The organism is Mycolicibacterium duvalii (assembly GCF_010726645.1).
GTDB lineage: Bacteria > Actinomycetota > Actinomycetes > Mycobacteriales > Mycobacteriaceae > Mycobacterium > Mycobacterium duvalii.
Genome location: NZ_AP022563.1, coordinates 2,826,711 through 2,851,659, shown reverse-complemented (window position 1 = coordinate 2,851,659; position 24,949 = coordinate 2,826,711). Strand labels below are relative to the sequence as shown.

26 protein-coding genes are annotated in these 24,949 nt (G+C 68.5%); 17 read left to right on the top strand and 9 right to left on the bottom strand.

Translation table 11 applies throughout. From position 1 onward, the window contains the following. Positions 1–3 precede the first annotated feature (3 nt). Positions 4–1,119, bottom strand: a complete 1,116-nt coding sequence (locus G6N31_RS13405) for an Rv3169 family protein (protein WP_098004096.1) — start codon at positions 1,117–1,119, stop codon at positions 4–6. Positions 1,120–1,170: 51 nt separating this feature from the next. Here G6N31_RS13405 and G6N31_RS13400 point away from each other — a divergent pair, with 51 nt between their 5' ends. Then, positions 1,171–1,755 carry a TetR-like C-terminal domain-containing protein gene (locus G6N31_RS13400; RefSeq protein ID WP_098004097.1) on the top strand — a complete coding sequence of 195 codons (585 nt, stop codon included), beginning with the start codon at positions 1,171–1,173 and terminating at the stop codon, positions 1,753–1,755. 75 nt (positions 1,756–1,830) lie between these two features. On the opposite strand, the gene G6N31_RS13395 is transcribed toward G6N31_RS13400, so the two are convergent. Both G6N31_RS13395 and G6N31_RS13390 read right to left on the bottom strand, forming a co-directional pair. Further along, on the bottom strand, positions 1,831–3,198 hold the full coding sequence (locus G6N31_RS13395; RefSeq protein WP_098004098.1) for an aspartate aminotransferase family protein: 1,368 nt from the start codon (positions 3,196–3,198) through the stop codon (positions 1,831–1,833). A gap of 30 nt (positions 3,199–3,228) precedes the next feature. Then, positions 3,229–4,734 carry a CoA-acylating methylmalonate-semialdehyde dehydrogenase gene (locus G6N31_RS13390; protein ID WP_098004099.1) on the bottom strand — a complete coding sequence of 502 codons (1,506 nt, stop codon included), beginning with the start codon at positions 4,732–4,734 and terminating at the stop codon, positions 3,229–3,231. Positions 4,735–4,814: 80 nt separating this feature from the next. Between G6N31_RS13390 and G6N31_RS13385 the strand changes: the two genes are divergently transcribed. Beyond that, a complete protein-coding gene (locus G6N31_RS13385) occupies positions 4,815–6,404 on the top strand; it encodes a PucR family transcriptional regulator (RefSeq protein ID WP_098004100.1) in 1,590 nt (529 codons plus the stop codon). Here G6N31_RS13385 and G6N31_RS13380 read toward each other — a convergent pair. Further along, positions 6,357–7,724: an APC family permease gene (locus tag G6N31_RS13380; RefSeq protein WP_098004101.1), complete on the bottom strand. Its 1,368-nt coding sequence runs from the start codon at positions 7,722–7,724 to the stop codon at positions 6,357–6,359. The two genes, G6N31_RS13385 and G6N31_RS13380, sit on opposite strands and share 48 nt — an antisense overlap. 68 nt (positions 7,725–7,792) lie before the next feature. Beyond that, positions 7,793–8,908, bottom strand: a complete 1,116-nt coding sequence (locus tag G6N31_RS13375) for a DmpA family aminopeptidase (protein WP_098004102.1) — start codon at positions 8,906–8,908, stop codon at positions 7,793–7,795. Between the two features lie 129 nt (positions 8,909–9,037). Here G6N31_RS13375 and G6N31_RS13370 point away from each other — a divergent pair, with 129 nt between their 5' ends. Beyond that, positions 9,038–9,649, top strand: coding sequence for a TetR family transcriptional regulator (locus G6N31_RS13370; protein WP_098004103.1), 612 nt, complete (start codon positions 9,038–9,040; stop codon positions 9,647–9,649). A gap of 56 nt (positions 9,650–9,705) precedes the next feature. Here G6N31_RS13370 and G6N31_RS13365 read toward each other — a convergent pair whose 3' ends face one another. After that, complete coding sequence (locus G6N31_RS13365) at positions 9,706–10,494, bottom strand: SDR family NAD(P)-dependent oxidoreductase (RefSeq protein ID WP_234815359.1); 789 nt, start codon at positions 10,492–10,494, stop codon at positions 9,706–9,708. A 68-nt stretch (positions 10,495–10,562) separates the two neighbouring features. Between G6N31_RS13365 and G6N31_RS13360 the strand changes: the two genes are divergently transcribed. Further along, positions 10,563–11,411 (top strand): LLM class F420-dependent oxidoreductase, encoded by an 849-nt coding sequence (locus G6N31_RS13360; RefSeq protein ID WP_098004105.1) that lies wholly within the window; start codon positions 10,563–10,565, stop codon positions 11,409–11,411. A gap of 21 nt (positions 11,412–11,432) precedes the next feature. Continuing rightward, the gene (locus tag G6N31_RS13355; RefSeq protein WP_098004106.1) at positions 11,433–12,002 is read left to right on the top strand and encodes a nuclear transport factor 2 family protein; all 570 of its coding nucleotides are present in this window, start codon (positions 11,433–11,435) and stop codon (positions 12,000–12,002) included. Here G6N31_RS13355 and G6N31_RS13350 read toward each other — a convergent pair. Both G6N31_RS13350 and G6N31_RS13345 read right to left on the bottom strand, forming a co-directional pair. Then, on the bottom strand, positions 11,983–12,429 hold the full coding sequence (locus G6N31_RS13350; protein ID WP_098004107.1) for a hypothetical protein: 447 nt from the start codon (positions 12,427–12,429) through the stop codon (positions 11,983–11,985). The genes G6N31_RS13355 and G6N31_RS13350 overlap by 20 nt on opposite strands. Beyond that, positions 12,410–13,237: an SDR family NAD(P)-dependent oxidoreductase gene (locus G6N31_RS13345; protein WP_098004134.1), complete on the bottom strand. Its 828-nt coding sequence runs from the start codon at positions 13,235–13,237 to the stop codon at positions 12,410–12,412. The genes G6N31_RS13350 and G6N31_RS13345 overlap by 20 nt, the downstream gene beginning before the upstream one ends. 181 nt (positions 13,238–13,418) lie before the next feature. On the opposite strand from G6N31_RS13345, the gene G6N31_RS13340 reads away from it, so the two are divergent. The 8 genes from G6N31_RS13340 to G6N31_RS13305 are packed head-to-tail and all read left to right on the top strand — an operon-like array spanning position 13,419 to position 22,536. Beyond that, complete coding sequence (locus G6N31_RS13340) at positions 13,419–14,228, top strand: MlaE family ABC transporter permease (protein WP_098004108.1); 810 nt, start codon at positions 13,419–13,421, stop codon at positions 14,226–14,228. Next, positions 14,228–15,073: an MlaE family ABC transporter permease gene (locus G6N31_RS13335; RefSeq protein WP_098004109.1), complete on the top strand. Its 846-nt coding sequence runs from the start codon at positions 14,228–14,230 to the stop codon at positions 15,071–15,073. Before G6N31_RS13340 ends, G6N31_RS13335 begins: the two co-directional genes overlap by 1 nt. 7 nt (positions 15,074–15,080) lie before the next feature. Then, a complete protein-coding gene (locus G6N31_RS13330; protein ID WP_098004110.1) occupies positions 15,081–16,274 on the top strand; it encodes an MCE family protein in 1,194 nt (397 codons plus the stop codon). Further along, a complete protein-coding gene (locus G6N31_RS13325; RefSeq protein WP_098004111.1) occupies positions 16,271–17,302 on the top strand; it encodes an MCE family protein in 1,032 nt (343 codons plus the stop codon). The genes G6N31_RS13330 and G6N31_RS13325 overlap by 4 nt, the downstream gene beginning before the upstream one ends. Further along, positions 17,302–18,384, top strand: a complete 1,083-nt coding sequence (locus tag G6N31_RS13320; RefSeq protein WP_098004135.1) for an MCE family protein — start codon at positions 17,302–17,304, stop codon at positions 18,382–18,384. The genes G6N31_RS13325 and G6N31_RS13320 overlap by 1 nt, the downstream gene beginning before the upstream one ends. Continuing rightward, positions 18,381–19,829 (top strand): MCE family protein, encoded by a 1,449-nt coding sequence (locus G6N31_RS13315; protein ID WP_098004112.1) that lies wholly within the window; start codon positions 18,381–18,383, stop codon positions 19,827–19,829. Before G6N31_RS13320 ends, G6N31_RS13315 begins: the two co-directional genes overlap by 4 nt. Then, the gene (locus G6N31_RS13310; RefSeq protein WP_098004113.1) at positions 19,826–21,019 is read left to right on the top strand and encodes an MCE family protein; all 1,194 of its coding nucleotides are present in this window, start codon (positions 19,826–19,828) and stop codon (positions 21,017–21,019) included. The genes G6N31_RS13315 and G6N31_RS13310 overlap by 4 nt, the downstream gene beginning before the upstream one ends. Then, positions 21,019–22,536, top strand: a complete 1,518-nt coding sequence (locus tag G6N31_RS13305; RefSeq protein ID WP_098004114.1) for an MCE family protein — start codon at positions 21,019–21,021, stop codon at positions 22,534–22,536. The genes G6N31_RS13310 and G6N31_RS13305 overlap by 1 nt, the downstream gene beginning before the upstream one ends. Before the next feature lie 3 nt (positions 22,537–22,539). Here the strand turns inward: G6N31_RS13305 and G6N31_RS13300 are convergent, their stop codons facing one another. Beyond that, positions 22,540–23,031 (bottom strand): Rv2253/PknI dimerization domain-containing protein, encoded by a 492-nt coding sequence (locus G6N31_RS13300; protein ID WP_234815361.1) that lies wholly within the window; start codon positions 23,029–23,031, stop codon positions 22,540–22,542. Between the two features lie 139 nt (positions 23,032–23,170). Between G6N31_RS13300 and G6N31_RS13295 the strand changes: the two genes are divergently transcribed. The 4 genes from G6N31_RS13295 to G6N31_RS13280 are packed head-to-tail and all read left to right on the top strand — an operon-like array spanning position 23,171 to position 24,948. Further along, positions 23,171–23,569 (top strand): hypothetical protein, encoded by a 399-nt coding sequence (locus G6N31_RS13295; RefSeq protein WP_098004116.1) that lies wholly within the window; start codon positions 23,171–23,173, stop codon positions 23,567–23,569. Then, positions 23,559–23,960 carry an Rv2576c family protein gene (locus tag G6N31_RS13290; protein WP_098004117.1) on the top strand — a complete coding sequence of 134 codons (402 nt, stop codon included), beginning with the start codon at positions 23,559–23,561 and terminating at the stop codon, positions 23,958–23,960. The genes G6N31_RS13295 and G6N31_RS13290 overlap by 11 nt, the downstream gene beginning before the upstream one ends. Continuing rightward, positions 23,957–24,463: an Rv1363c family protein gene (locus G6N31_RS13285; protein ID WP_234815360.1), complete on the top strand. Its 507-nt coding sequence runs from the start codon at positions 23,957–23,959 to the stop codon at positions 24,461–24,463. The genes G6N31_RS13290 and G6N31_RS13285 overlap by 4 nt, the downstream gene beginning before the upstream one ends. Next, positions 24,460–24,948, top strand: coding sequence for a hypothetical protein (locus G6N31_RS13280; RefSeq protein ID WP_098004119.1), 489 nt, complete (start codon positions 24,460–24,462; stop codon positions 24,946–24,948). Before G6N31_RS13285 ends, G6N31_RS13280 begins: the two co-directional genes overlap by 4 nt. The last annotated feature ends 1 nt before the right edge of the window (position 24,949 follow it).

Sequence of the window (24,949 nt, the reverse complement as noted above, 5' to 3'; positions counted from 1 at the left end):
CGTCTACTCCGCGGTGTCGGTCCAGTCGGAGAATCCCGACGGGTGGTGTGGGCCGATGACGCCGTGCTCGAACAGCCCGGCACCTTCGCAGGTGCTGCCGTCGGGTTCGGTGCACACGGCCTTCCCGACGTGGTCGATGAGGCTGAACGGTGCCTTGGCCATCACCTCCGGGTCGGTCAGATCGAAGCTGACCCGTTCGGCGAAGGGCCCGCCCTTCCAGGTGCCGTGCGCCCAGGACGAATCCCCGCCGTAGCCAGAGCCGAAAGCGATGGGCGCGAACAACTTCGACTCGACGTCGAGCTGGATCCGGTCGCCGGCGCGGTTCATGAAATCGACATGCGCACCGTACGGGATTCGCGTTCCGGGCGTGTAGTGGATGGTGGCACGCACCCCGTCGAGCTGCTCGACCCGGCCGTCGCGCCAGCGCCGGGTGCAGTCGTAGAGGCTGCGGTGACCGTCCGGGTCCTCCTGCAGGATCAGGAAGAGCTGGTAGTCGTCGAAGGCCAGGGGGAGATACAGCCACCACATGCCCTGGAACGCTGTGTCGGGGCGGCCGGCGGGTTCGGCTTCGCCGATGGGGCGGATTCCCCACGACCGGTCCCGGCTGCCGACGCTGGTGGTCGGGTCGACGGTGAGGCGTTCCCCGTCGACGTCGATCCAGCCCTCCCAGCAGCCGACCTGGGCAAAGCGGCACGCCTGCAACGTCACCCGGCGCTCGGTGAGCATTTCGTGCGGGCGCTCCAGCGCCGCGGGGAATAGGCCGCGCCAGGTCAGGTCCGCGGAGATGCCTTCGGTCTCGGCCAGGGTCAGATGCAGTTGCTGCAGGGGTTCGACGACATCGAGGCGGTAGCCGGTGACGTGCTGGTGGAGTCGGTCGTCGTCAATCGCGTCGCTGAGGTGCACCGCGGTCTGGGTGTCGCCGCGCCGAACCAGGAAGTAGGCGTCCTTGACGCCGAGGCGGGGGTAGTAGCCGATGCCGGTGAGCGCCATGAAACGGCCTTCGCGGTCGAGCACGTTGAAGTAGGACCGGTCGTAGAAGTTGCGGTCCGAGGTGGCCGGCGTCGCGATCGGCGCGGGCACCTGGTGGACCGGGTACTCGTCGAGCGGGCTCAGGGTCATCAGCTCTCCAAAAGATACGATACGTGCTGTATCGAAACTACACTGGCAGACATGACAGCAGATCGGCGTGGGGATGGCAAGACGCCGGGGCGGCCGCGCGACGGCCGGATCGACGCCGCGATCATCGCCGCCACCCGCGAGCTACTCCTGCAGACGGGGTACTCGGCGCTGTCGCTGTCGGCGATCGCCGCCCGGGCCGGCACCACCACCGCCGCGATCTACCGGCGGTGGTCCGGCAAGGTCCACCTGGTCCACGAAGCGGTTCTGCCCGAGGACACGATCCCGGTGCCTGTCGCGTCGGGTGATGTCCGCAGCGACATCCGCGCGTTGGTCGAGACGACGCGGCGGCTGTTCGACCGGCCGGAAGTGCGGGTCGCGCTGCCGGGTCTGATCGCCGACACCGTCGCCGATCCGCACCTGCACAGCCTCATGATCGCCCGCCTGGCAGGAAACCTCACGGAGTTCGAGCACCGTTTCGGACAGGGACGGCGCGACGACGACGCGCTGCCGATGCTCGCCGAAGTCGTTGCCGGCACCGCGATCTTCCGCATTCTCATTCGCAACGATGCCGCACTCGACGACGCCTGGGTGGGCGCCATGACGGAGATGATCACCGAACGCTGGCCGGCCGGCTGAGCGGTCCCGCGACGGTGCCGTCAGCGTCGTTCCGCGGCGACCGCAACGACCGTGGAAGCACTTTCGCGGTACGGCTCAGACGGCGCGCTCGTCGGCGACGTCGAGCGCGGCGTCGAGAATGCGCAGGCCTTCGGCCACCTCGTCATCGCTGACGTTGCACGGCGGCACCGCGTGAATCCGGTTGAAGTTCGCGAACGGCAACAGACCGCCGGACTTGCACGCCGCCAGCACCGCGGCCATCGCCGGACTGGACCCGCCGTAGGGTGCCAGCGGTTCCCGCGTCTGCTGGTCGGCGACCAGTTCGATCGCCCAGAACACACCCAGCCCGCGGACCTCGCCGACACTGCGGTGCCGCGCGGCCAGGTCACGCAACCCGGGGCCGAGGACGTCCCGGCCGATCCGGGCCGCGTTGGCGACCATGCCTTCGTCGTCCATCGCGTTGATGGTCGCGACGGCACACGCACATGCCAACGGATGGCCGGAGTAGGTCAGCCCACCGGGGTAGGGGCGGTCGGCAAAAGTGGAGGAGATCGCGTCGTTGATGGCCACCCCGCCGAGCGGGACGTAGCCGGAGGTGACGCCCTTGGCGAAGGTGATCAGATCCGGCACGACGTCGAAGTTGTCGATCGCGAACCACGTACCGGTACGGCCGAATCCGGCCATCACCTCGTCGGCGATGAACACGATTCCGTGACGGTCGCAGATCTCGCGCACCCCGGCCAGGTAGCCGGGTGGGGGCACCATGATCCCCGCGGTGCCCGGCACCGACTCGAGGATGATGGCGGCGATGGTCGACGGCCCCTCCATCTGCACCACGCGGTCCAGATGCTCCAATGCCCGCTGGCATTCCTGCTCCTCGGTGTCCGCGTAGAACGCCGACCGGTACAGGAATGGCCCGTGGAAGTGCACGATCCCGGCGTTGCCGTGGTCGTTGGGCCAGCGGCGCGGGTCACCGGTGAGGTTGATCGCGGTCTCGGTGCCGCCGTGGTAGGAGCGGTAGCGCGACAACACCTTGTAGCGGCCGGTGTGCAGCCGGGCCATCCGCACCGCGTGCTCGACCGCCTCGGCGCCGGCGTTGGTGAAGAAGATCCGGTTGAGGTCGCCCGGGGTGCGCTCGGCGATCAGCCGGGCCGCCTCCGAGCGCATGTCGTTGACGTGCTGGGGAGCGATCGTGCACAGCGTCGCCGCCTGATCGGCAATGGCGGCAACGACTCTCGGGTGCTGGTGACCGATGTTGGTGTTCACCAGCTGGGACGAGAAGTCGAGCAGCCTGTTGCCGTCGCCGTCCCAGACGTAGGAGCCCCGCGCCGCCAGCACCGTCATCGGGTTCAGCTGGGCCTGCGCCGACCAGGAGTGGAAGACGTACTTGCGGTCCAACTCGTGGGCGCGACGGCCCCGCGCGATGGCGCTATCGATGTCCTCGCCGGGAGGCAGACTGCTCATGGGTGTGATTGTCACAGAAGGTCCTGATTCTTAACCGTTTTGCGGGAAGCCGAGGTTGATGCCGCCGTGGGACGGATCGAGCCAGCGTTGCGTGACCGCCTTCTGGCGGGTGAAGAACGCGACGCCGTCCATACCGTGGGCGTGGCTGTCGCCAAACAGCGAGGCCTTCCAGCCGCCGAAGCTGTAGTAGGCCATCGGGACCGGGATGGGCACATTGATGCCCACCATGCCGACTTCGACCTCGTTCTGGAACCGCCGCGCCGCGCCGCCGTCATTGGTGAAGATCGCGGTGCCGTTGCCGTACGGGTTCGCGTTGACCAACGCCAGGGCCTCGTCATAGCTGTCCACACGCACCACCGACAGCACCGGCCCGAAGATCTCGTCGGTGTAGACGCTCATGCCGGGGGTGACGTTGTCGAGCAGGGTCGGGCCCAGCCAGAAGCCTCCTGGATCCCGCTCGGTGGCCTCCTCGCTACTCACCGTGCGACCGTCGACGACGACCTTGGCGCCGTCGGCCTCACCGGCGTCGATGTAGGAGGCCACCTTGTCGCGGTGTGCCCGGGTGACCAGTGGGCCCATGTCGGAGCCGCGTGTGCCGTCGCCGGTGCGCAGCGTGCGTGCCCGCTCGGCGATCTTGGCGACCAGGTCGTCGGCGACCGGACCGACCGCGACGCAGGCCGAGATCGCCATGCAGCGTTCGCCGGCCGAGCCGAAGCCGGCGTTGACCATCGCGTCGGCCGCCAGGTCGAGGTCGGCGTCGGGCAGTACCACCGCGTGGTTCTTGGCCCCGCCCAGCGCCTGCACCCGCTTGCCGGCGGCTGTGGCGGTCGAGTACACGTACTGCGCGATCGGGGTCGACCCGACGAAGGATACCGACTTGATCTTCGGGTTGGTCAGCAGTTCGTCGACGGCGGTCTTGTCGCCGTGCAGGACGTTGAACACGCCTGCAGGCAGACCGGCTTCGCGCCACAGGTCGGCCAGCCACAGCGACGCCGACGGGTCCTTCTCCGACGGCTTGAGCACCACGGTGTTGCCGGTGGCGATCGCGATCGGGAAGAACCACATCGGCACCATGGCCGGGAAGTTGAACGGGGAGATGATCGCCACCGGGCCCAGCGGCTGCCGGATCGAGTAGGTGTCGACGTTGGTCGACGCGTTCTCGGTGAAGCCGCCTTTCAGCAGGTGCGGTATACCGCAGGCGAATTCGACGACTTCCTGGCCGCGCGAGACCTCGCCGAGCGCGTCGGAGACGACCTTGCCGTGTTCGGAGGTGATGATCTCGGCGAGCTCGTTCTTGCGTTCGTTGAGCAGCTCGCGGAAGCGGAACAGCACCTGGGTGCGTTTGGTCAGCGAGGTGTCCCGCCAGGCCGGAAACGCTGCGGCCGCGGCGTCGATGACCGAGCGGGCGTCGGCGACCGAGGCCAGCGCGACCTGGCCGGTCACCGCGCCGGTGGCCGGATTGGTGACCGGCGCCGTCTGCGCGCCGCTGCTGGCGAACGGCGCGTTGTCGAGCCAGTGCGGAATGGGCGTCGTCATGACCTCAGTGTGGTGCCTCCCATGTCTGTTGGTGTGGTTCAGACCGTAACTGAATAGCCGTAATTGTTTACACTGTGTCAATGGCGGTCACGGTGGGCGAGGTCGTGGAACTACCGGTGGTCCAGCAGGGTGAGCCGGAGGTCCTCAGCGCGCGCCGCTGGTCGGATCCGGTCCGGTGGCTGCACATCGGCGGGGTGGCCGACCTGTCGTCTCTGCTGCAGGGCGGGGAACTCGTGCTGACCACCTCCGCCGGACTGGGCCGTGCGCCGCGACGCTATCTGCAGGGGCTGGCCGACGCCGGCGCACTCGGCGTGGTGGTAGAACTGGGCGGTGCGTCGACCCGACTGCCGCCGTCACTGGCCGTGCTGGCCGACGAGCTGGATCTCACGCTGGTCGTGCTGCACCGCCAGATCAGGTTCGTCGACGTGACCGAGGTCGTACACCGCCGGATCGTCGCCGAACAATACGACGAGGTCGCGTTCGACCGGCGGGTCCACGAGGTGTTCACCGAGCTGAGCATCAAACGGGCGTTGGTGACCTCGATCGTCGACGCGGCCGCCGAGATCCTGGAGCTGCCGGTGGTGCTCGAAGATCTCGCGCACCAGGCCATTGCGGTATCGGCCGCCGGCGCGAAAACCGCCGTACTGCTGGAAGATTGGGAGAACCGGTCCCGCCGCACCCCGACATCAGGCGGCCCCGAGCAATGGGCGCTGACCTCGGTCGGGCCCCGCGGCGAGGAGTGGGGCCGGTTGATCGTGCCCGTACCGGCTACCGACGGACCGCGGGTCACGATGGTGCTGGAGCGGGCCTCGGCCGCACTGGCCCTCAACCGCATGGTCGAACGGAACAACACCGGGCTGCACCAGCAGGCGCAAAGCGGTCTGATCGACGACGTGCTGCAGGGCCGGGTGGCCGATGCGCGGGAGGCATCCGCACGGGCGCACGCGCTCGGCCTCGGCAAGGCCACGCGCTACCACCCCGTGGTGGTACGGGTCGAGCAGACCGCCGCGGAGACTGATCCGCTTGCTGCCCAACGCCGCAACGTGTCCCTGTTGGACGCGGTGGCGCACACCGTCAACGCCGCGGGTCACACCGGCGTGTTCACCAGTCGTCGCAACGGCGAGGTCGAAGCGCTGGTGTCGGTCAGTACCACACGCGGTGGGTCCGACCGGGCACTGACCGATCTCGGTCGCCGGCTGCGCACCGACCTGCGCCGGGTGGACGGGGTGACGCGCTCCGTGTGTGCGGTGGGGACACCGGAAGCCGACGTCACCGATGCGATCCGGGGTCTGGCCGAGGCGGGCCACGTCGCCGAAGTGGCACTGGCCATGCGGGACGACGCGCGACCGTACTTCCGCGCCTCCGATGTCCGGTTGCGGGGCCTGATGGCGCTGCTGCGCGACGATCCCCGGGTGCAGCGGTTCGCCGAGACCGAACTCAAGCCACTGCTGGACCGCGACGCCGCCGCGGATATCGACGTGCTCCGCGAGTATCTAGGGCTGGCGGGCAACAAAGCGGCACTGGCGCAGCGGCTGCACATCAGCCGGCCGGCGCTCTACAAGCGGTTGGCCGCGATCCAACAGGCACTCAGGGTCGACCTCGACGACGCGGAGTCGATGACCTCACTGGCGGTTGCGCTGATGGTGCTCGACGCCCGACAGCGACCGTGACGGGCGCCAGGCCAGGAAGCCGACGATCAGGCCCACGAACGGGATCGCGGCCAGGATGGTGCTCAAGGTGACACTGCCGCCGGTGACCAGCGTGAAGTTCGACAGCACCAGCCACAGGCTGCCGGCCAGCCCGGCCACCGCCAGCGCGGGCGCGACCAGCGTCGTCGCGACCCGCCCCGAAGCCCGCTCGCGGAGGAAGAAGACCAGGACGGCGACCGACGTGGTGAGCATCAGCGTCACCATCCCGACCGTCGCGACACCGGCCATCGACCCGAAAACCCCGACCAGCGGGTCGATTCCGAGCAGCGCGAGCACGCCGATGATCACGGCTGCGGTGACGGTCTGTACCACCGACGAGAACGACGGCGAGTGGTGGCGACCGTGCACGTCAGCCAGGCGCGCCGGCAGGAGGCCCTTGCCCGCCAGCACGAACTGGTAGCGCGCGATGACGTTGTGGAAGGACAGCACGCAGGCGAACAGGCTGGTCAGCAGCAGGACGTTCATGATGTCGCGGCCGAGGCCGCCCAGCATGTCGCCGGTGGTGTCCAGCAACATGTTTCCCTCGCCGTCGAGGGTCTGCTGGGCCACGGCGCCGACCTCGTCGGGTCCGATCGCGACGACGAACGCCCAGGACGTGATCGCGTAGAACGCGCCGATGAGCAGCACCGCCGCATAGGTGGCGCGCGGGATCGTGCGCTCCGGGTCGCGGGCTTCGTCGCGGAACACCGCGGTGGCTTCGAAGCCGATGAAACCGGTGAGCGCGAACAGGATCGCGATCCCGAGGGCGCCCTGGGTGAAGGTGGCCGGGTCGAACGAGGTGAAGGTGATGCCGGCCGGGCCGGGGTTGGCGACCATCACGGCGTCGAGGATGACGACGATGCCGATCTCGAGGGCCAGCGCCACGCCCAGAACCTTCGCGCTGAGCTCGATGTGCCGGTAGCCGAGCACCGCGACGATCGCGAGCACGGCGAAAGAATAGACCGGCCAGGGGATCACCGGCCCGTTGTAGTGGGCCACGGTGTCGGAGATGGCCCAGCCGATGTATCCGTAGATGCCGATCTGGATTGCGGTGTAGGCGATCAGCGCGACCACCGCGATGCCCTTGCCCATGCGTTCGCCGAGGCCGACGGTCACGTAGGAGAAGAACGCGCCGGCCTCGGGCACGTAGGGCGTCATCGTCACGAAACCGATGCTGAAGACCAGCAGCACCAGCGCGGCGATGGCGAAGCCGACCGGTGCGCCGGCGCCGTTGCCGATCCCCATCCCCAGCGGCATGTTGCCGCCGATCACGGTCAACGGTGCGGCGGCCGCGACGACCATGAAGACGATCCCGACGGGCCCGAGATGCCCGGTGAGGCGCCGACTCTCGCTCCGGGTGGATGCAGTGGTCACGAGATCTCCTGAGGTGGTGGGGTATTGACGCGCAGCGCCTGCCGGAGCAGGACGTGGTCCAATGCATGGGCGGTGAAACCGTGTCGCCCGGTCATGGTGGTTGCGGCGACCATCGCGTTGACGATGGCCTCCTCGGTCGCCTCGATGGTCAGGTCGAACAGCCGGGTCATCAGTTGCGGGGCGACCATGCGCACCGCGACCTCGGGCTGGGCCGCGGTGGGGTCCTCGTCCCAGGCGTAGGCCGGGATGCCGCGATTGCCGGTCGAGAACGCCAGCATCAGGTCACCGCTGTACTGCTCGCCGGTCCCGCCGAGCCGTCCCACCGCGAGTGCGGCCCGCTGGGCCAGCCGGGTGCATTGGTGGGGGAGCAGCGGGGCGTCGGTGGCGACGATGACGATGATCGAGCCTGAGCCCGGCTCATAGCGTGCGGGCAGGTCGGGCAACGGCACCGCGTTCGGTCCGATCCGTTCGCCGACCGGGACACCGTTGATGCGCAGGCGTTCCCGCCGGCCGTGATTGGCCTGCACCAGCACGCCGACCGTGTAGCGGCCGGACGCGGTGGCGGTGACCCGTGACGAGGTGCCGATGCCGCCCTTGAAGCCGTGGCAGATCATGCCGGTCCCGCCGCCGACGTTGCCTTCGGCGGGACGCGCGTCCGAGGCGGTTTCCAGCGCGGAGCGCACGTGCTCGGGCCGGACGTGAAAACCGTTGATGTCGTTGAGCAGCCCGTCGTAGGTCTCGCCGACCACTGGTAGCGACCAGTACAGGCCGTCGCCGCGGGCACGCACCTGGGCAGCCACCAGTTCGTCGCGGACGACGCCGACACTGTGGGTGTTGGTGAGGCCGATCGCGGTGGTCAGCTCGCCGGACTCGCGGATCCACTCCAGACCGGTGAGCTCACCGCTGCCGTTGAGCCGGTGCGAACCGGCGAACACCGGTTCGGTCCAGATGTCGTCGTGCGGGACGACGACGGTCACGCCGGTGTGCACGGCCGGCGGCCCGTCGGCGTCGAGGGTGGTGTGCCCCACCCGCACACCGGCCACGTCGGTGATGGCGTTGACCGGCCCGGTGGGATGGTCGCCGATCACGATGCCGAGGTCTCTGGCACGCACAGCTTCTACTCATTCCGTATAGTTGTTTTCCTTAGTGGAAAAGAACTATGCGCCCGTGTGATCCCCAGCGCAACCGGAACGGCAGAATAAGTTCACACCAATGCGGGGTGCGGAGGAGGTGACCACGATATGGCGCGGCCGAATCGGCAGGTGGAGCGGCGCGGCGACATCATGGACGCCGCGATCGCGCTCATCGAGCGCCACGACCTGGCCACCCTCAAGCTTGCCGATGTGGCCGTCGAGCTCGGGCTGACGACCAACGCGGTGCGCTACTACTTCAAGGACATGTCCGCGCTGCTGTCCGAGCTGGCGCTGCGTTCGGACATCCGCTTTTACGACGAGCGTCGGCGGCTGGCGGCCGAGGCCGGTGATCCGCCGGCGCAACTGGCGGTGACCATCGCCGCGGGCCTGCCGACCGGGCCGGAGGACGCCGAGTGGCGCGCCATCTGGCGGGCGGTGCTGGCCGCGGGATTCGAACTCGATCAGCGCAGCGACGTACAGGGCATCTATCACCGTCAGGTCGGCCTCTACCGGGACCTGCTCGACGCCGGCGCCGATGCCGGCGCCTTCACGCTGGCCAACCCGGCCGCGGACATCGCGATGACGCTGATGTCGATGGAGGACTACTTCGGCTACCGCATCGTCGCGCGCGACCCCGCGATCGACCGTCCGACCGCACTGCGGCTGATGCGCCAATACGCCGAGTTGGCCACCGGGGCCCGGCTTCCCGAGACGGTCTGAGCTCGACGCGGTTTCGGCGTGATGACGATCGCTGAGCGTCGAGAATCACGCCGAAATCACGCGCGGCCGGTGAGTCGCTTGATCGCTTCGTGGGAGCCGAGGACGACGGCCGCGCGGTCGGGGCCGCTGCTGCGCGCCGCCTGGGCGGCGTTGCCGCCCGCGACGCAGACCGGGCCGTCGGCGAGGTGGCGCAGGCCCTCGCGGGCCACGTCCGCCGGGTCGTTGATGATCATCCCCGGCACGTCGAAATTCAGCCCCGCACGCTGCATCGCCGGGGTGCGCGTCACGCCGAGCACCAGCTCGAGCACGTCGACGTTGTCGTCGCGCAACTCGAGCCAGAGGCTCTCGGCGAACACCCGGCTGAATGCTTTGACACCCGCGTACACCGAGTGCCGTTCGGCGCCCATGTAACCGGACAGTGATCCGACCAGGATGATGCCGCCCCGTTTCATGGAAACCATGCGACGGCCGAAATGCTGGGTCAGCTCCAGCATTCGGGTGGTGTTCAGATCAATGACCTTGGAGAACTCGCTGAGCTCGGCGTCGAGGAACCGCTCGTTGCAGGTGCTGGCGCCCGCGTTGTATACGAACAGTCCGACCTCCACGTCGGAGGTCGCCTCGGCGATGAGCGACGTCGCGTCGGCGCGCAGCAGATCCAGCGCCAGCGTGCGGACCTCGGCGCCGAGCTGCCGGCATCGGTCGGCGGTCTGCTCGAGCGGGTCGGGCTTGCGGGCGATCAGGACGAGGTTGAACCCGTCCTCGGCGAGCGCCGCCGCGAACTCCGCGCCCACGCCCTCCGATCCGCCGGCGATGACCGCCCAGGGCCCGTACTTAGCGATGTCCACCGTTCGGGTACTGCCTGAAGTCATGAGGCCATCTAACAACATCGTCGGCAGTGACATATAACAGAACGGTGCTGATCGGACTGTCGACACCCGTCGTGGTGCAAACACCGGCGACCGCCAGTTCGTGGGAGGCAGGCGCCGACATCGAGGACATCGCGCGCATCGCCCAGACTGCCGACCGCCTCGGGTTCGACTACCTGACCTGCTCGGAACACGTGGCGGTGCCGGCCGCCGACGTCGGCGTCCGCGGTGCGGTGTACTGGGATCCGCTGGCCACGCTCGGCTTCCTGGCCGCCCGGACGAAACGGATCCGGCTGGCAACCTCCGTGCTGGTGCTCGGATACCACCACCCGCTGGCGATCGCGAAGCGCTACGGCACTCTCGACCGGGTCAGCGGCGGCCGGCTGGTGCTCGGGGTCGGAGTCGGTTCGCTACAACCCGAATTCGAGATGCTCGGCGCGCCGTGGGGCGACCGCGGCGCGCGGGCCGACGACGCGATCCGGGCATTGCGCGCGTCGTTGTGCGAGCCCGAACCGGTCTACCACGGCGAGTTCTACCGCTTCGACGCAATGGTGGTCGAGCCACACGCCGTGCAAGCCCGGGTGCCGATCTGGGTGGGCGGACGCAGCCGTTGTTCGCTACGACGCGCGGTCGAGCTTGCCGACGGCTGGATGCCGTTCGGGCTGCGGGCATCCGAAGTCGCCGAGATGCTGGCCGCGGTAGATGTTCCCGACGGATTCGTCGTCGCGTTGCCGACCGGCCCCGTCGACCCGCGCGCACCGTCGGAGTGCCTGAAGCGGCTGAGACGGTTGCGCGAGGCCGGCGCCACCGCCGTCACGTGCTCGTTGGTCGCGACGTCGGCCGACCACTACTGCGAGCAGCTCTCGGCGTTGCGCGCCCTCGCCGGCGAACTCTGAGATGACGAACGGAGAGTGACGATGCCCGCTGATCTCAATGCCCTGGAAGCCCGCCTGCATCAGCTGGAGCGACGGCTGACCGCGGTCGAGGACGAACGCGACATCGCGCGCCTGATCGCGACCTACGGTCCGCGCGTGGACGCCGCGGATGCGGCCGGAGCAGCGGCATTGTGGAGCAGCGACGGCATCTACGACGTCGAAGGCTGGAGAATGACGGGGCGCGGGGACGTCGACGCGATGGTGCGCTCGGACAACCACCGTCGGCTCGTCGACCACGGCTGCTGTCACTTTCTGGGCCCGGCGGTGATCACGGTGCGGGGCGACGACGCGGTCGCAGTGTGCGAGTCGCTGGTGGTGCTGCGCGCCGCCGACGGGTATGCGGCGCGCGAAAAGACCTCGACCGCAGACGGATTACCCGGCCCTGGATACGTCGTGTGGCGCGCAGCGGCCAACCACTTCCAGCTGCGGCGGGTCGGCGGTCAGTGGCAGATCACCGCGCGCACCAGCCGGCTGCTCGACGGCAACCCGGCTGCGCACGCGTTGCTGACCGCCGGTGTCGCCGGTCAAGCGATCACAGACGAACCAGCGTGAACGGATAGTTCAACACCCCGCCCGGGGCGCCGTCGCAGCCGGTCGCGAACGACGACGTCAGCGTTCCGTGCAGAGTGGCCGCATCCCAGGAGTACACGTCGCGGGTCGGGATGATCGGCCCGTAATACACGTTGCCGCAGCGTAATCCGTCGGGCACATCGACGGTCAGCGTATAGCGGCCGTCAGCCAGTCGGGCGTCACCCTGGTACTCGAAGGCCTTCGCAATCGGCATCGGGATGGCTTGGATGTGCGCGCAGTCAGCCGCAGCTGGGATGCAGTGCGTCACCGACCATGTCCAGGTGTGGAAGTCGTAGCGACCACCGACGTTCAGCGAGTAGTTCGCGAAGAACGGCTCCGCCTGGGCGGTCGGAGCCGCGATCAGAGACGCTGCGGCCAGCACCGCCACGCTACATATGCGCACCGCCATCAATGCGGACCTCCGTCCCGGTGATGAAGAATGCATCCGGACTGCCCAGCATCGCGACCACCCCGGCGACCGCGTCCGGGCCGGCGAAGATCGCGCCGCCGGGTAGCGGCAGCATCGGCGCCACCTTGCCGAACAACGAGTAGTCGGCGTCCTCGGGCAGCCCAGGCCCGACGCTCTGCCGAGACGATCCGCTGCCGTCGGTCATACCTGACGAGATGGATCCCGGCTGAACGCAATTGAAGCGTATCCCGGCCTTGGCGAACTCCAGCGCCCAGGCGTGGGTCATGGCCAGCACGCCGCCCTTGGACGCTGCGTAGGCCGCCATGTACGGGTGCGCGAAGTGCGCCGAGGTGGAGCTGAAGTTCACCACAGCCGGACCCTCACCTTCGTGCAGCGCCGCAATGGCCTCCCGGGTCACCAGGAACGTCCCGATCAGGTTGATGCGCAACACCTGCTCGAAATCGGCCAGCGTGGTCTGGGCCAGGTGTGCCGAGCGCAGGATGCCTGCGGCGTTGACCAGCGTGTCCAAACCGTCGAGTGTCGCCAGCGCCTCAGCCACGCCGGATCGCACCGAGCCCTCGTCGCCGACGTCCATCACCACCGTCGACAGTCTCGCGCCGTGCTTACCGGCCCTGTCCAGGGTGTCGGCCAGGCCGTCAGGACTGATGTCGGCGGCCACCACGCGGCCGCCCTCGGCGAGGATGCGCAGCACGCAGGCCTGGCCGATGCCCGACCCCGCGCCGGTGATCAGCACGCGCCGATCCGTGTAGCGCGAGAGATGCGGCGCCTGCGCCGACGGTGCGGTCATGCACAACTCCTTGTCGATCGGTCGGGCAGCGACGATGTTCGACGAGGCCGAATGTGGCCCGCCGGGCGCTTCCCGGTGGATGGGACGCAGTGTGTGCTGCGCCACGGTCAGGTGTCAACGTGTGTCTCGCCGCCGCGGCGGCGCATTTCGAGTCAGTCATCGGAGAAGGGTGCGGCGGCACATGGTGAACAAGGCCGCAGACCACTGGTCCTCCGGGATCCCAGCACTGGGCGCCGGCGTCGCCGGGCCGATGCAGGGCGTCGGTGGGCTGCTGTCGATGTCGGCCGACGCGGTGAAGTTTCTGTTCCGAAGGCCGTTTCAGGTCAAGGAGTTCGTCGAGCAGTCCTGGTTCGTGGCGCGGGTGTCACTGATGCCCACGCTGCTGGTGGCCATCCCGTTCACGGTGCTGGTCAGCTTCACCCTCAACATCCTGCTGCGCGAGCTCGGCGCGGCCGATCTGTCCGGTGCGGGTGCCGCGTTCGGTGCCGTCACCCAGGTCGGGCCGATGGTCACCGTGCTGATCGTCGCCGGCGCCGGCGCCACCGCGATGTGCGCCGACCTGGGGTCGCGCTCCATCCGCGAGGAGATCGACGCGCTCGAGGTGCTCGGCATCAACCCGGTGCAACGGCTCGTGACGCCGCGCATGCTCGCGTCCGGCGTGGTCGCGCTACTGCTCAACAGCCTGGTGGTGATCATCGGAATCCTTGGTGGTTATGGATTCTCGGTGTTCATCCAAGACGTCAACCCGGGCGCGTTCGCCGCGGGCATCACGCTGCTCACCGGCGTCGGTGAGGTGGTCATCTCGTGTATCAAGGCCGCGCTGTTCGGGCTGATCGCCGGCCTGGTCGCCTGCTACCGGGGGTTGAGCATCACCGGTGGCGGCGCAATGGCGGTCGGCAATGCGGTCAACGAGACCGTGGTGTACGCATTCATGGCCTTGTTCGTGATCAACGTGGTCGTGACCGCGATCGGCATCCGGATGACGGCATGATGGCGGTACGCGCGCTGCACCCACGGCTGGCCCAGCAGGCCGGTCGTCCGCTCGATGCTCTCGGCCGGATCGGTGACCACACGTCGTTCTACGGCCGCGCCCTGGCCGGTGTCCCGCACGCCGCGGTGCACTACCGACGCGAGATCCTCCGGTTGATCGCCGAGATCAGCATGGGGGCAGGCACTCTGGCGATGATCGGCGGAACGGTCGTCATCGTCGGCTTCCTCACTCTGGCCGCCGGCGGCACGCTCGCGGTCCAGGGCTACAGTTCGCTCGGCGACATCGGGATCGAAGCGCTGACCGGCTTCCTGGCCGCGTTCATCAACGTGCGGATCTCCGCGCCGGTGGTCGCCGGCATCGGCCTGGCCGCGACGTTCGGTGCCGGGGTCACCGCCCAGCTGGGCGCCATGCGCATCAACGAGGAGATCGACGCGCTGGAGACGATGGGCATCCGACCGGTCGAGTACCTGGTCAGCACCCGCATCGTGGCGGGGATGATTGCGATCACCCCGCTGTACTCGATCGCCGTCATCCTGTCCTTCGTGGCGAGCAAGCTGACCACCGTGGTGCTGTTCGGCCAGTCGGCCGGGCTGTACAACCACTACTTCACCACCTTCCTGAACCCGATCGACTTGCTGTGGTCGTTCCTGCAAGCGATCCTGATGGCGATCGCGATCCTGTTGGTGCACACCTACTTCGGCTACTTCGCCAGCGGCGGCCCCTCCGGCGTCGGGGTGGCGGTCGGCAACGCGGTGCGCACCTCGCTGATCGTGGTCATCTCGGTGACCCTGCTGGTGTCACTGTCCATCTACGGCTCCAACGGCAACTTCAACCTGTCGGGTTAGGGATCTGATGGCGGCGAAGTTCGGTGAGCGGCGGACGTGGATCGGCCTGGCCAGTGTGCTGGCGGTGCTGGCGGTGATCGCGCTGGCGGTTGGCCTGTTCCGCGGCAGCTTCACCGCGACGGTCCCGGTCACAGTGCTCTCGCAGCGGGCCGGGCTGGTGATGAACCCCGACGCGAAGGTGAAATTGCATGGCGCCCAGGTAGGTTCAGTACAGTCCATCGAATCGCTGCCGGACGGCCGCGCGGCGATCCACCTCGCGATGGACCCCGCCTACCTGGATATCATCCCGTCCGACGTGACCGTCGACATCGGCTCGACGACAGTGTTCGGGTCGAAATCCGTCGAGCTGGTGCCGCCCGCCACACCGTCGGCCGGCTCGCTGCGCGCCGGACAGGTGTTGACCGCCGAGCACGTCACCGTCGAGATCAACACCGTCTTCGAGCAGCTCTCCGCGGTGCTGGCCACGATCGAGCCGGCCAAGCTCAACCAGACCCTGGGCGCGCTGGCCACCGCCGTCGACGGCCGGGGCGAGCAGATCGGGCAGATGCTGGCCGATGTCGACGGTTTCCTGGCCACGATCGAGCCGAGCCTTCCGGCCATGGAGCATGAACTCGCGATCGCGCCGACCGTCATCGGGACCTACGCCGACGTGGCTCCCGAACTCATTGACACGCTCGACGCGGCCACCACGATCAGCCGGACCGTCGTCGACGAACAGGACGATCTCGACCGCCTGCTGGTCGGCGTGATCGGACTGTCGGACACCGGAATCCAGGTAGTGGGAGGTAACAGGCAGCAGATCACCGAGGTGATGAAACTCCTGGTCCCAACCACCGACCTGCTCAACCAGTACCATGAGGCGCTCAACTGCGGCCTGGGCGGCGCCGTGCAACTCGCCAAGGCCCCGGGCACGCCGGTTCCCGGTGGACTGCTGCTGCAGACCATCGTCTTCGGCCAGGAGCGCTACCGATACCCGCAGAACCTGCCCAAGGTGGCGGCCAAAGGCGGCCCCCAGTGCACCGACCTGCCGAAGGTCCCGTTCCAGAAACATCCACCGTTCGTGATCACCGATGTCAACGCCAACCCCGCGCAGTACGGCAACCAGGGCATCGTGCTCAACTCCGATGGACTCAAACAGCTGCTGTTCGGGCCCATCGACGGACCGCCCCGAAACAGCGCCCAGATCGGTCAGCCCGGATGAGCACCGTGAGCAGATCCGCGCTGAAGTTCGGAGCCTTCGGGATCACGATGGTGCTGCTGACCGCCGGGTTGTTCGTGATCTTCGGCGAGTACCGGTCCGGTTCCACCCACCGGTACTCCGCGGTGTTCACCGACGCATCCAGTGTGCAGAGCGGTGATTCGGTGCGCGTCGCCGGAATTCGCATCGGGACCGTTCGAGGTGTGGAACTCCTCGAGGACAACACCGTGGTGGTCGACTTCGACGCCGACGACACCATCCGGCTCACCGAGAGCACCCGCGTCGCCGTGCGCTACCTCAACCTCGTCGGCGACCGTTACCTCGAACTGCTCGACGAACCCGGCCCGGCGACGATCCAGCAACCGGGCACCCGCATCGGCGCCGACCGTACTGAGCCGGCGTTGGACCTCAACCTGCTGCTCGGCGGCCTCAAACCGGTGATCCAGGGCCTCAACCCCGACGACGTCAACGCGCTGACCAGCTCGCTGATCCAGGTCCTGCAGGGCCAAGGCGGCGACCTCGAGTCGCTCTTCGCCAGAACCTCGTCGTTCACCAACGCCCTGGCCGACAACGGCCAGACCGTCGAGCAGCTCATCGAGACCCTCAACGACACCATCACCACCGTCGCCGAGAACGGCGAGCAGTTCTCCGGCGCGATCGACCGGCTCGAACGGCTGGCAACCGGCCTCGCCGAGGACCGCGACTCCATCGGAGAAGCCATCACCGCGCTGGACGACGGCACCGCATCGCTGGCCGGGCTGCTGACCGAGGCGCGGCCTCCGCTGGCGGGCACGGTCGATGAGCTCACCCGGCTGGCTCCGCTGCTGTCGAACGAAACCGATCTGGCCCGATTGGACCTCGCGCTGCAGAAGACACCGAAGAACTACCGCAAGTTGGTCCGGCTGGGGTCCTACGGAAGCTGGCTGAACCTCTACATCTGCGGTGTGTCGATCCGCGTGTCCGACCTGCAGGGCCGGACCGCCCACTTCCCGTGGGTCATCCAGAACACCGGAAGGTGCGCCGAGCCCTGATGCACAAATACCGCGGTTCCACACTCGTGCGCGCCGGCTTCCTCGGCGTCGTCCTCATCGTGCTGGTCATCGTCGTCGGCCTGCAGCCCCAACGGCTGTGGTCGATGGCGACGTCGGTGCGCTACCAGGCCGTGTTCGCCGAGGCCGGCGGGCTGTCGGCGGGCAACGAGGTCAAGGTCTCGGGCGTCACCGTCGGCACCGTCTCCGACGTCGCACTCGACCGGGGCCGGGCCGTGACGACGTTCGCCGTGCACAGTGGCGTGCGGTTGGGCCGCGACACCACGGCCAGCATCGGAATCGCCACCGTGCTGGGTGAGCGGGTACTGGTGCTCGAACCGGCCGGCAGCGGCAGTCTCGGCGCGATGGGGGTGATCCCGCTGTCCCGGACCGGATCCCCGTACTCGCTGACCGACGCGGTGGGGGAGTTCACCTCGAACACCGCGCAGACCGACACCGCCGCGATCAACCAGTCGCTGGACACGCTGTCGGACACCATCGCACGCATCGCTCCGCAACTCGGGCCGACATTCGACGGGGTGAGCCGACTGTCGAAATCACTCAACAGTCGCAACGAATCGCTGAGCAGCCTGTTGGCGGCCGCGGCCGATGTCACCGGGGTGCTCTCCGAACGCAGTGCGCAGGTCAACGCGCTGCTGCTGAACGCCAACGACCTGCTCGCGGTGCTGCGGGAGCGCCGCTACGCGATCGTGAACCTGCTGGCCAGCACGACGGCGGTGGCACAGCAGCTGACCGGCATGGTCGCCGACAACGAGCAGGAGCTCGCCCCGACCCTGCAGCAGCTCAACACGGTGGCCGAGATGCTCGAACGCAACCGTGACAACATCACCGCGTCGCTGAAAGGCCTGGCGAAGTATCAGGTCACGCAGGGCGAGGCCGTCAACAACGGATTCTTCTACAACGGGTTCGCGTCGAACCTGCTGCCCGGCCCCGCAATTCAGCCCTTCCTGGATTATGCGCTGGGCTTCCGCCGCGGTGTCGACGCCGGACAGCCACCGGACAACGCCGGCCCGCGCGCCGAGTTCCCGTTCCCGTACAACGGAATCCCCGGGGGATCGCGATGAGCCGAACCATCACCCGCACACTGCTATCGACCGGCCTGGCCGTGCTCGCCGTGGCCGGCATCGGTGTCGTCGTCTATGAGAAGTTCCTCAGCCCCATCACGATCGTGGCCTACTTCCGCTCGGCCACGGCGATCTACGCCGGCGACGAGGTTCGCGTCGCCGGAGTTCGGGTCGGCACGATCGACGCAATCGAACCGCAGGGCACGCGCACCAGGATGACGCTGTCCGTGGACCGCGACGTGCCGATCCCCGCCGACGCCGAAGCGATCATCGTCGCGCCCAACCTGGTGTCCGCGCGCTATGTGCAGCTGACGCCGGCCTGGGGGACCAGCCCGGAAACCAGCGGACCGACGATGGCCGACGGCGACGAGATCGGCCAGGACCGCACCGCGGTACCCGTCGAGTGGGACCAGATCAAAGAACAGCTCACCCGTCTGGCCACCGAGCTGGGCCCCGGCAGCGGCGTATCGGAAACCTCCCTCGGGCGCTTCATCGACACCACCGCCGACGCGATGGCCGGCAACGGGGACAAGCTGCGCGAGACCATCGCCCAGCTCTCCGGGGTGGGACGGATCCTCGGCGAGGGCAGCGGCGACATCGTCGCGGTGCTGCAACATCTGCAGACGTTCGTCACCGCGCTGCGCGACAGCAACACCCAGATCGTGGCTTTCCAGGACCGGCTGGCCGACGTCACCAGCGTCATCGACGGCAGTCGCAGCGACCTCGACTCCGCGCTCACCGCGCTGTCCGAGGCGGTCGGCGAGGTGCAGCGCTTCGTCGCCGGGTCGCGCGACCAGACCGTCGAGCAGGTGCAGCGGCTGACCAACGTCACCCAGGTGCTCGCCGACGACACCATGGTGCTCAAGAACATCCTGCACGCCGCACCCAACGCGTTGGTCAACGGCTACAACATCTACAACCCCGACACCGGCGGGCCCCGAGGTTCTTTCGCACTGAACAACTTCGCCAACCCGGTGACCGCGATCTGCTCGGCAATCGCCGCTGTCGAGAACGCCACCGCCGAGGAATCGGGCAAGGCCTGCGCGCAGTACCTCGGGCCCGCCCTGCGGTTGATGAACTTCAACTACCTGCCGTTGCCGTTCAACGCGTACATGGGACCGGCGCCGCAGAACGTGATCTACTCCGAGCCGGGCCTGGCGCCGGGGGGTGGCGGGACGCCGGCCGCGCCCGCCGAGACTCCGCCGGCGGTGTCCGCATACACCGGTGCCGGCGACGTGCCACCCCCGCCGGGCTGGTCCGATCCGCCGCACCCGCCGGGCGCCTATGCACCGCACGGTCTGCCGGCCAACCCGCATCCGGCGCTGTACCCGGGGGCGCCGGTCCCGCCCGGGGTGCCGCCGGCTCAACCCGCCCCGTCGAGCATCGGCGACATGTTGCTGCCGGCCGAGGCGGCACCCTCCGCACCGGAAGGACCGCAGGGATGACGCGATTGTGCGCGCGCGCCCTGCAGCGGTGGCTGGCGGTGGGCGGCTGCGTAGCCGTGACGGTGACCGGATGCTCGTTCGACGGGTTGAACTCGCTGCCGCTGCCGGGCACGGTCGGCACCGGGTCGGACGCCGTCGTCTATCACCTACGACTGGCCAATGTCGGCACGTTGGAATCGAACTCGCCCGTGATGGTCAACGACGTCGTGGTCGGTGCGGTCGGCCGGATGACGGTGACCGACTGGCACGCCGAGGTCGACGTGTCGGTGCAGCCCGACGTGGTGGTCCCGGCCAACGCGGTCGCGACCGTCGGACAGACCAGCCTGCTCGGTTCGATGCACGTGGCGCTGGACCCGCCGGTCGGCGAAGAGCCGACGGGCCGGTTGCAGCCCGGAGCGCTGGTGCCGCTGCAGAAGACGTCGACCTACCCGTCCACCGAGCAGACGCTGTCGTCGTTGTCGGTGGTGGTCAACGGTGGCGGGTTGACCCAGATCGGCGACATCATCGAAAACTTCAACGCAGCCCTCGACGGCCGGCAGGATCAGGTTCGCAGCCTGATCACCCGGATGAACGACGTCGTGGGCATTTTGGACCGGCAGCGCGAGAACATCCTCACCACGGTCCGGGCGCTGCACCGCCTGTCCGAGACGTTCGCCGGGCAGCGCGACACCTTGACCGCGGCGCTGCGCAGAATCCCGGAGGCTCTCGACGTGCTCGACCGCCAGCGGCCGCAGATCGTCACCGCGATGCAGCGGCTCGGCGAATTCAGTGACACCGCAACGCAGTTGATCGATGAGACGCAGGGCGACATCGTGACCAACCTGCGCAATCTCGAGCCGACCGTGCGCGCGCTGGCCGACGTCGGACCGGATCTGGCAACCGCGCTGTCCTTCCTGCCGACCTACCCCTACACCCAGGAGTTCATCGACCGCGGAATCCGGGGCGACTACATGAACCAGTTCATCGTGTTCGACTTCACCATCTCGCGGCTCAAGAGCGGCATCTTCCTCGGCACGCGCTGGGGAGAGCCGGGAGCCTCGCTGGTGCCGGCCCCGGGCGATCCGTGGTACTCCACCTACACGCGTGATCCGCTGATGGCTCCGGTGACACCGGTTCCCGACCAGGTGGCGACCATGCCGCCGCTGGTCGAAGCGCCGGCCGAGCCCGCACCCGCAGAAGGCGGCAACTGATGCTGACCAGGTTCGTCCGGATCCAGTTGATCGTCTTCACCATCGCGTCGGTGGTCGGGGTGGGGGCGATGGTGCTGGTCTATCTGCAGGCTCCGGTACTGCTCGGCTTCGGGCGTATCGCGGTGACCTTGCATCTGCCCAGAACCGGCGGCCTGTACGAGTTTTCGAACGTGACGTACCGCGGCGTCGAGGTCGGCAAGGTCACCGAGGTCCGCCCGACCCGTGACGGTGCCACCGTGACCATGTCGCTGAAGACCTCACCGAAGATCCCGGCCGACCTCACGGCCACCGTGCGCAGCGTGTCCGCCGTCGGCGAACAGTACGTCGATCTGGAACCGCGGTCGGACAGCGGGCCCTATCTGGTCGACGGTGCGGTGATCACCGGCGATGAATCGTCGATTCCGCAAGCCGTCGGCCCGATGCTGGAACAGATGAGTGCGCTCGTCGAGAGCATCCCGAAGGGTTCTCTGCGCGGACTGCTCGACGAATCCTTCATCGCGCTCAACGGAACCGGCCACGAGCTGGGGTCACTGTTCGACTCGTCGGCCCGGCTGGCCGGCGACGCCAACGCCGCTGCAGCGCAGACCCGCACCCTGATCGACGACAGCCGTCCGCTGCTCGACGGCCAAGCCGCCACAGCCGACGCCATCACCACCTGGGCGCGCAGCGTGGCCGGGATCAGCCGTCAGGTCGCCGCCGACGACGAACAGGTGCGGACCATCCTGCAGACCGCACCGGGCGCCGCCGACGAAACATCCCGGCTGCTCAACGAGATCAAACCGACTCTGCCTGTGCTGCTGGCCAACCTGACCAGCGTCGGGCAGGTCGGGGTGGCCTACCACCCGTCGCTGGAGCAGCTGCTGGTGCTGTTGCCGCCGTATCTGGCCGCGACGCAGTCCTACGGTTCCTCGCTGAACAATCCGACGGGCATGGCCCTGTCGGAGTTCAGCCTCACCCTGGGGGATCCGCCCGCGTGCTCCGTGGGGTTCCTGCCCCCGTCGTCGTGGCGCTCGCCGGCCGACCTGACCGATGTCGACACCCCCGACGGGTTGTACTGCAAGCTTCCGCAGGACTCGCCGATCGGCGTGCGCGGCACCAGGAATTTCCCGTGCATCGAGCAACCGGGTAAGCGGGCGCCCACCGTCGAGATCTGCGAGAGTGACCGGCCGTTCGAGCCGCTGGCGATGCGCCAGCATGTGCTGGGGCCGTATCCGATCGATCCCGCACTGCTGGCTCAGGGCGTTCCACCGGACGACCGCATCGACTTCGGTGAGCAGATCTTCGGCCCGACCGAAGGCACGCCGCCGGCCCCTCCCGGCCCCGCGGCGCTGCCAAGCGGAGGAGCCACCCCCGTCGCCCCCAGCAGTTCGACCGCGCCCGAGGGTGATTCACCGGTGGCCTTCGCGACCTACAACCCGGAGACGGGGCAGTACGCGACGCCCGACGGTGGGGTGTTCACTCAAACGGACCTGGGAGCGGCGACGCCGCAGACTTGGGAGGACCTGCTGCCCCGGTAGGGCTCAGCCGGACTTGACCAACTTGAACGGCATGTTGATGTAGACCGGCTTGCTCACACCGCAGGCGCCGCTGACACCGGTGGTGATGTCCTCACCGACCAGCGTGTCCGAGGTCGGGTCGGCCGTGCCGCCCTCCGGGGTCATCGGCTTGAACCGGAACACCTGCAGGCCCGGCGCCGAGGTGCCGTCCGGACAGGGAATCCAGTTCTCCACGGTGTGCTTGACGTACCAGACACCGCTGCGCTGGTAGATCGGTGCGCTCCAGCCCCACTCGCTGTCGACGGTGCCGGTGCACTCACCCGGGTAACTGCACTGGGTGCGGACGGTCCACGTGCTGCGCAGACTCGCCTGGTCGTAGAAGACCTCGTTCTTGCGGGCCCACTCGCCGTTGGAGATGGCGATGTAGGTGCCGTTGAGGCCCCAGTCCGGGCCCGCCGTGGCGGACGGCACACCGCACACGGTGCCGCACACCACGATCGCTGCAACACCATTCATCACCGCGGCGCCGTGATTCATGACTGTACCTCCGAACGAGCTGCGGCATGTCTGGGCAGCGGACGTTAACACCGACGGGGACGGGGCCACGGCGCAGTGTCCGCTGAGCGGACTGCGTGGGTGCGACAGGCGTTTCCGGATGTCAGGCTGTGCGGCGTGCGCAAGGGAAGTCGTCGTCGTGGCCGCGTCGCTGGCGGCAGGGCTGATGCACGCTGTGCCCGCTTCCGCGCAGCCCGCGTCCTGCGACGGCCCCGGCTGCACCCCGAACATCACGGGCGGCGTCGTCCTCGGCGCCCCGTGCGCCGACACGGCCTACCACGTGTTCGGTACCACCTCCTGGGGGCGGTTGGTGTTCTGCGGATCACCGCGCCGCTACGAGCCCCGCTACTTCCGTTCGCCGTCGATGGCGGGGGTCAAGGAGTTCGGTGCGAGCTGCGCCGGGTACGAGAACTGGGTCGCCCAGGCCCCGGACGGACTGTTCCTGAGTTGCCAATCCAACAACGGCGCCCCACGCTGGGACCGCGGCGATGACGAGTAGAGCCCTCGTCGTGCTGATCGGCGCCGTGACGGTCCTCGCGCCCGTCGCCCCCGCCCGCGCCGACGGGCCGCGACAGGTCACCTACACGGTCATCACCGACCATCCCGTCACTGCCGACATCTACTATCGCGAGGTCGATCCGCCGACCTGGGCCGACTACAGCCACAACCCGTACCTGTACAGCCCGAAGGCGCGCGTCGACATCGGCCCCGACAGACCGTGGGTGCGGACCGTCGCACTCACCGATCCGCAGCGGTGGGCGATGGTGTCGGCGACCAGCGGCCGGGAACCGGTCGAACCGGGCTTCCGGTGCCAATTGACGGTCGACGGCGTCATCGTGGGCACCGGCGACGGACCGAAAGGTGCGCTGTGCTCAATCAGGCATTGGTGACGACTGAGGCCCGCCGCCGGCCACGTCGGCGGCTGATCGTCACGATCGTCGCGCTGCTGAGCGCGGCGGCGATGGCGGCCGCGAGTGGCTATCTCGCGTGGTCTCATCAGCAGGTGCAGGCCGACCGGCAGAACCGCGCCGAGTTCGCCGCCGCGGCCAAACAGGTCGCGATCACCCTGATGTCGGTCGACGCCGACGACCCTGAGTCCGGCGTGCAGCGCATACTGGACAACGCGGTCGACCCGTTTCGTGCCGAATTCGCTAGCGCTGCAGACGATTTTGTGAGGGTCAGTCAGGACGCGAAGGTGACCACGAAGGCGACGGCGGATGCGGCTGCGGTCAAGTCCGTCGACGATGACTCGGCGGTCGTTCTGGTCGCCGCGACGTCGACGGTGACCGACGCCGAGGGCGTGGCCGAACCGCCGCGCAGTTGGCGGCTTTCGGTCGACCTGCGCCGAGACGGGGACCGCATCAAGATGTCGAGCGTGGAGTTCCTGTCGTGACCGCCGTGCGGGGGCGCGCGCTGGCGCTCGCGGCAGTGGTGGTCGCGTCGGCGGCAGTGCTGGTCGCGGTGTACCTGACGCAGTACCGCGTCGACCGCGCGAGCGGTCCTGCCGCGGAGCGGTCGGCCGTGGCGGCAGCCTCGAGCGCGACCGCAACGCTGCTGTCCTACGCCCCGGACACCATCGAGGAGGATCTCGCCGCCGCGAAGTCGGTGATGACGGGCGACTTCGCGACGTATTACGGAAGGTTCACCGCCGACGTGGTCGGGCCCGCCGCTCGAGACCACGGAGTTCGGGGCAGCGCCCGCGTGGTCGACGCCGCAGCGATGGAGGTGCACTCCGACCACGCCACGGTGCTGGTGTTCCTGCATCAGGAGACGACCAGCGCCGATCGGCCGGAACCGGCGCTAACGGCCAGCAGCGTCATCGTCAACCTGACCAGGGTCGACGACAGATGGCTGGTGTCGGGGTTCGACCCGGTGTGAC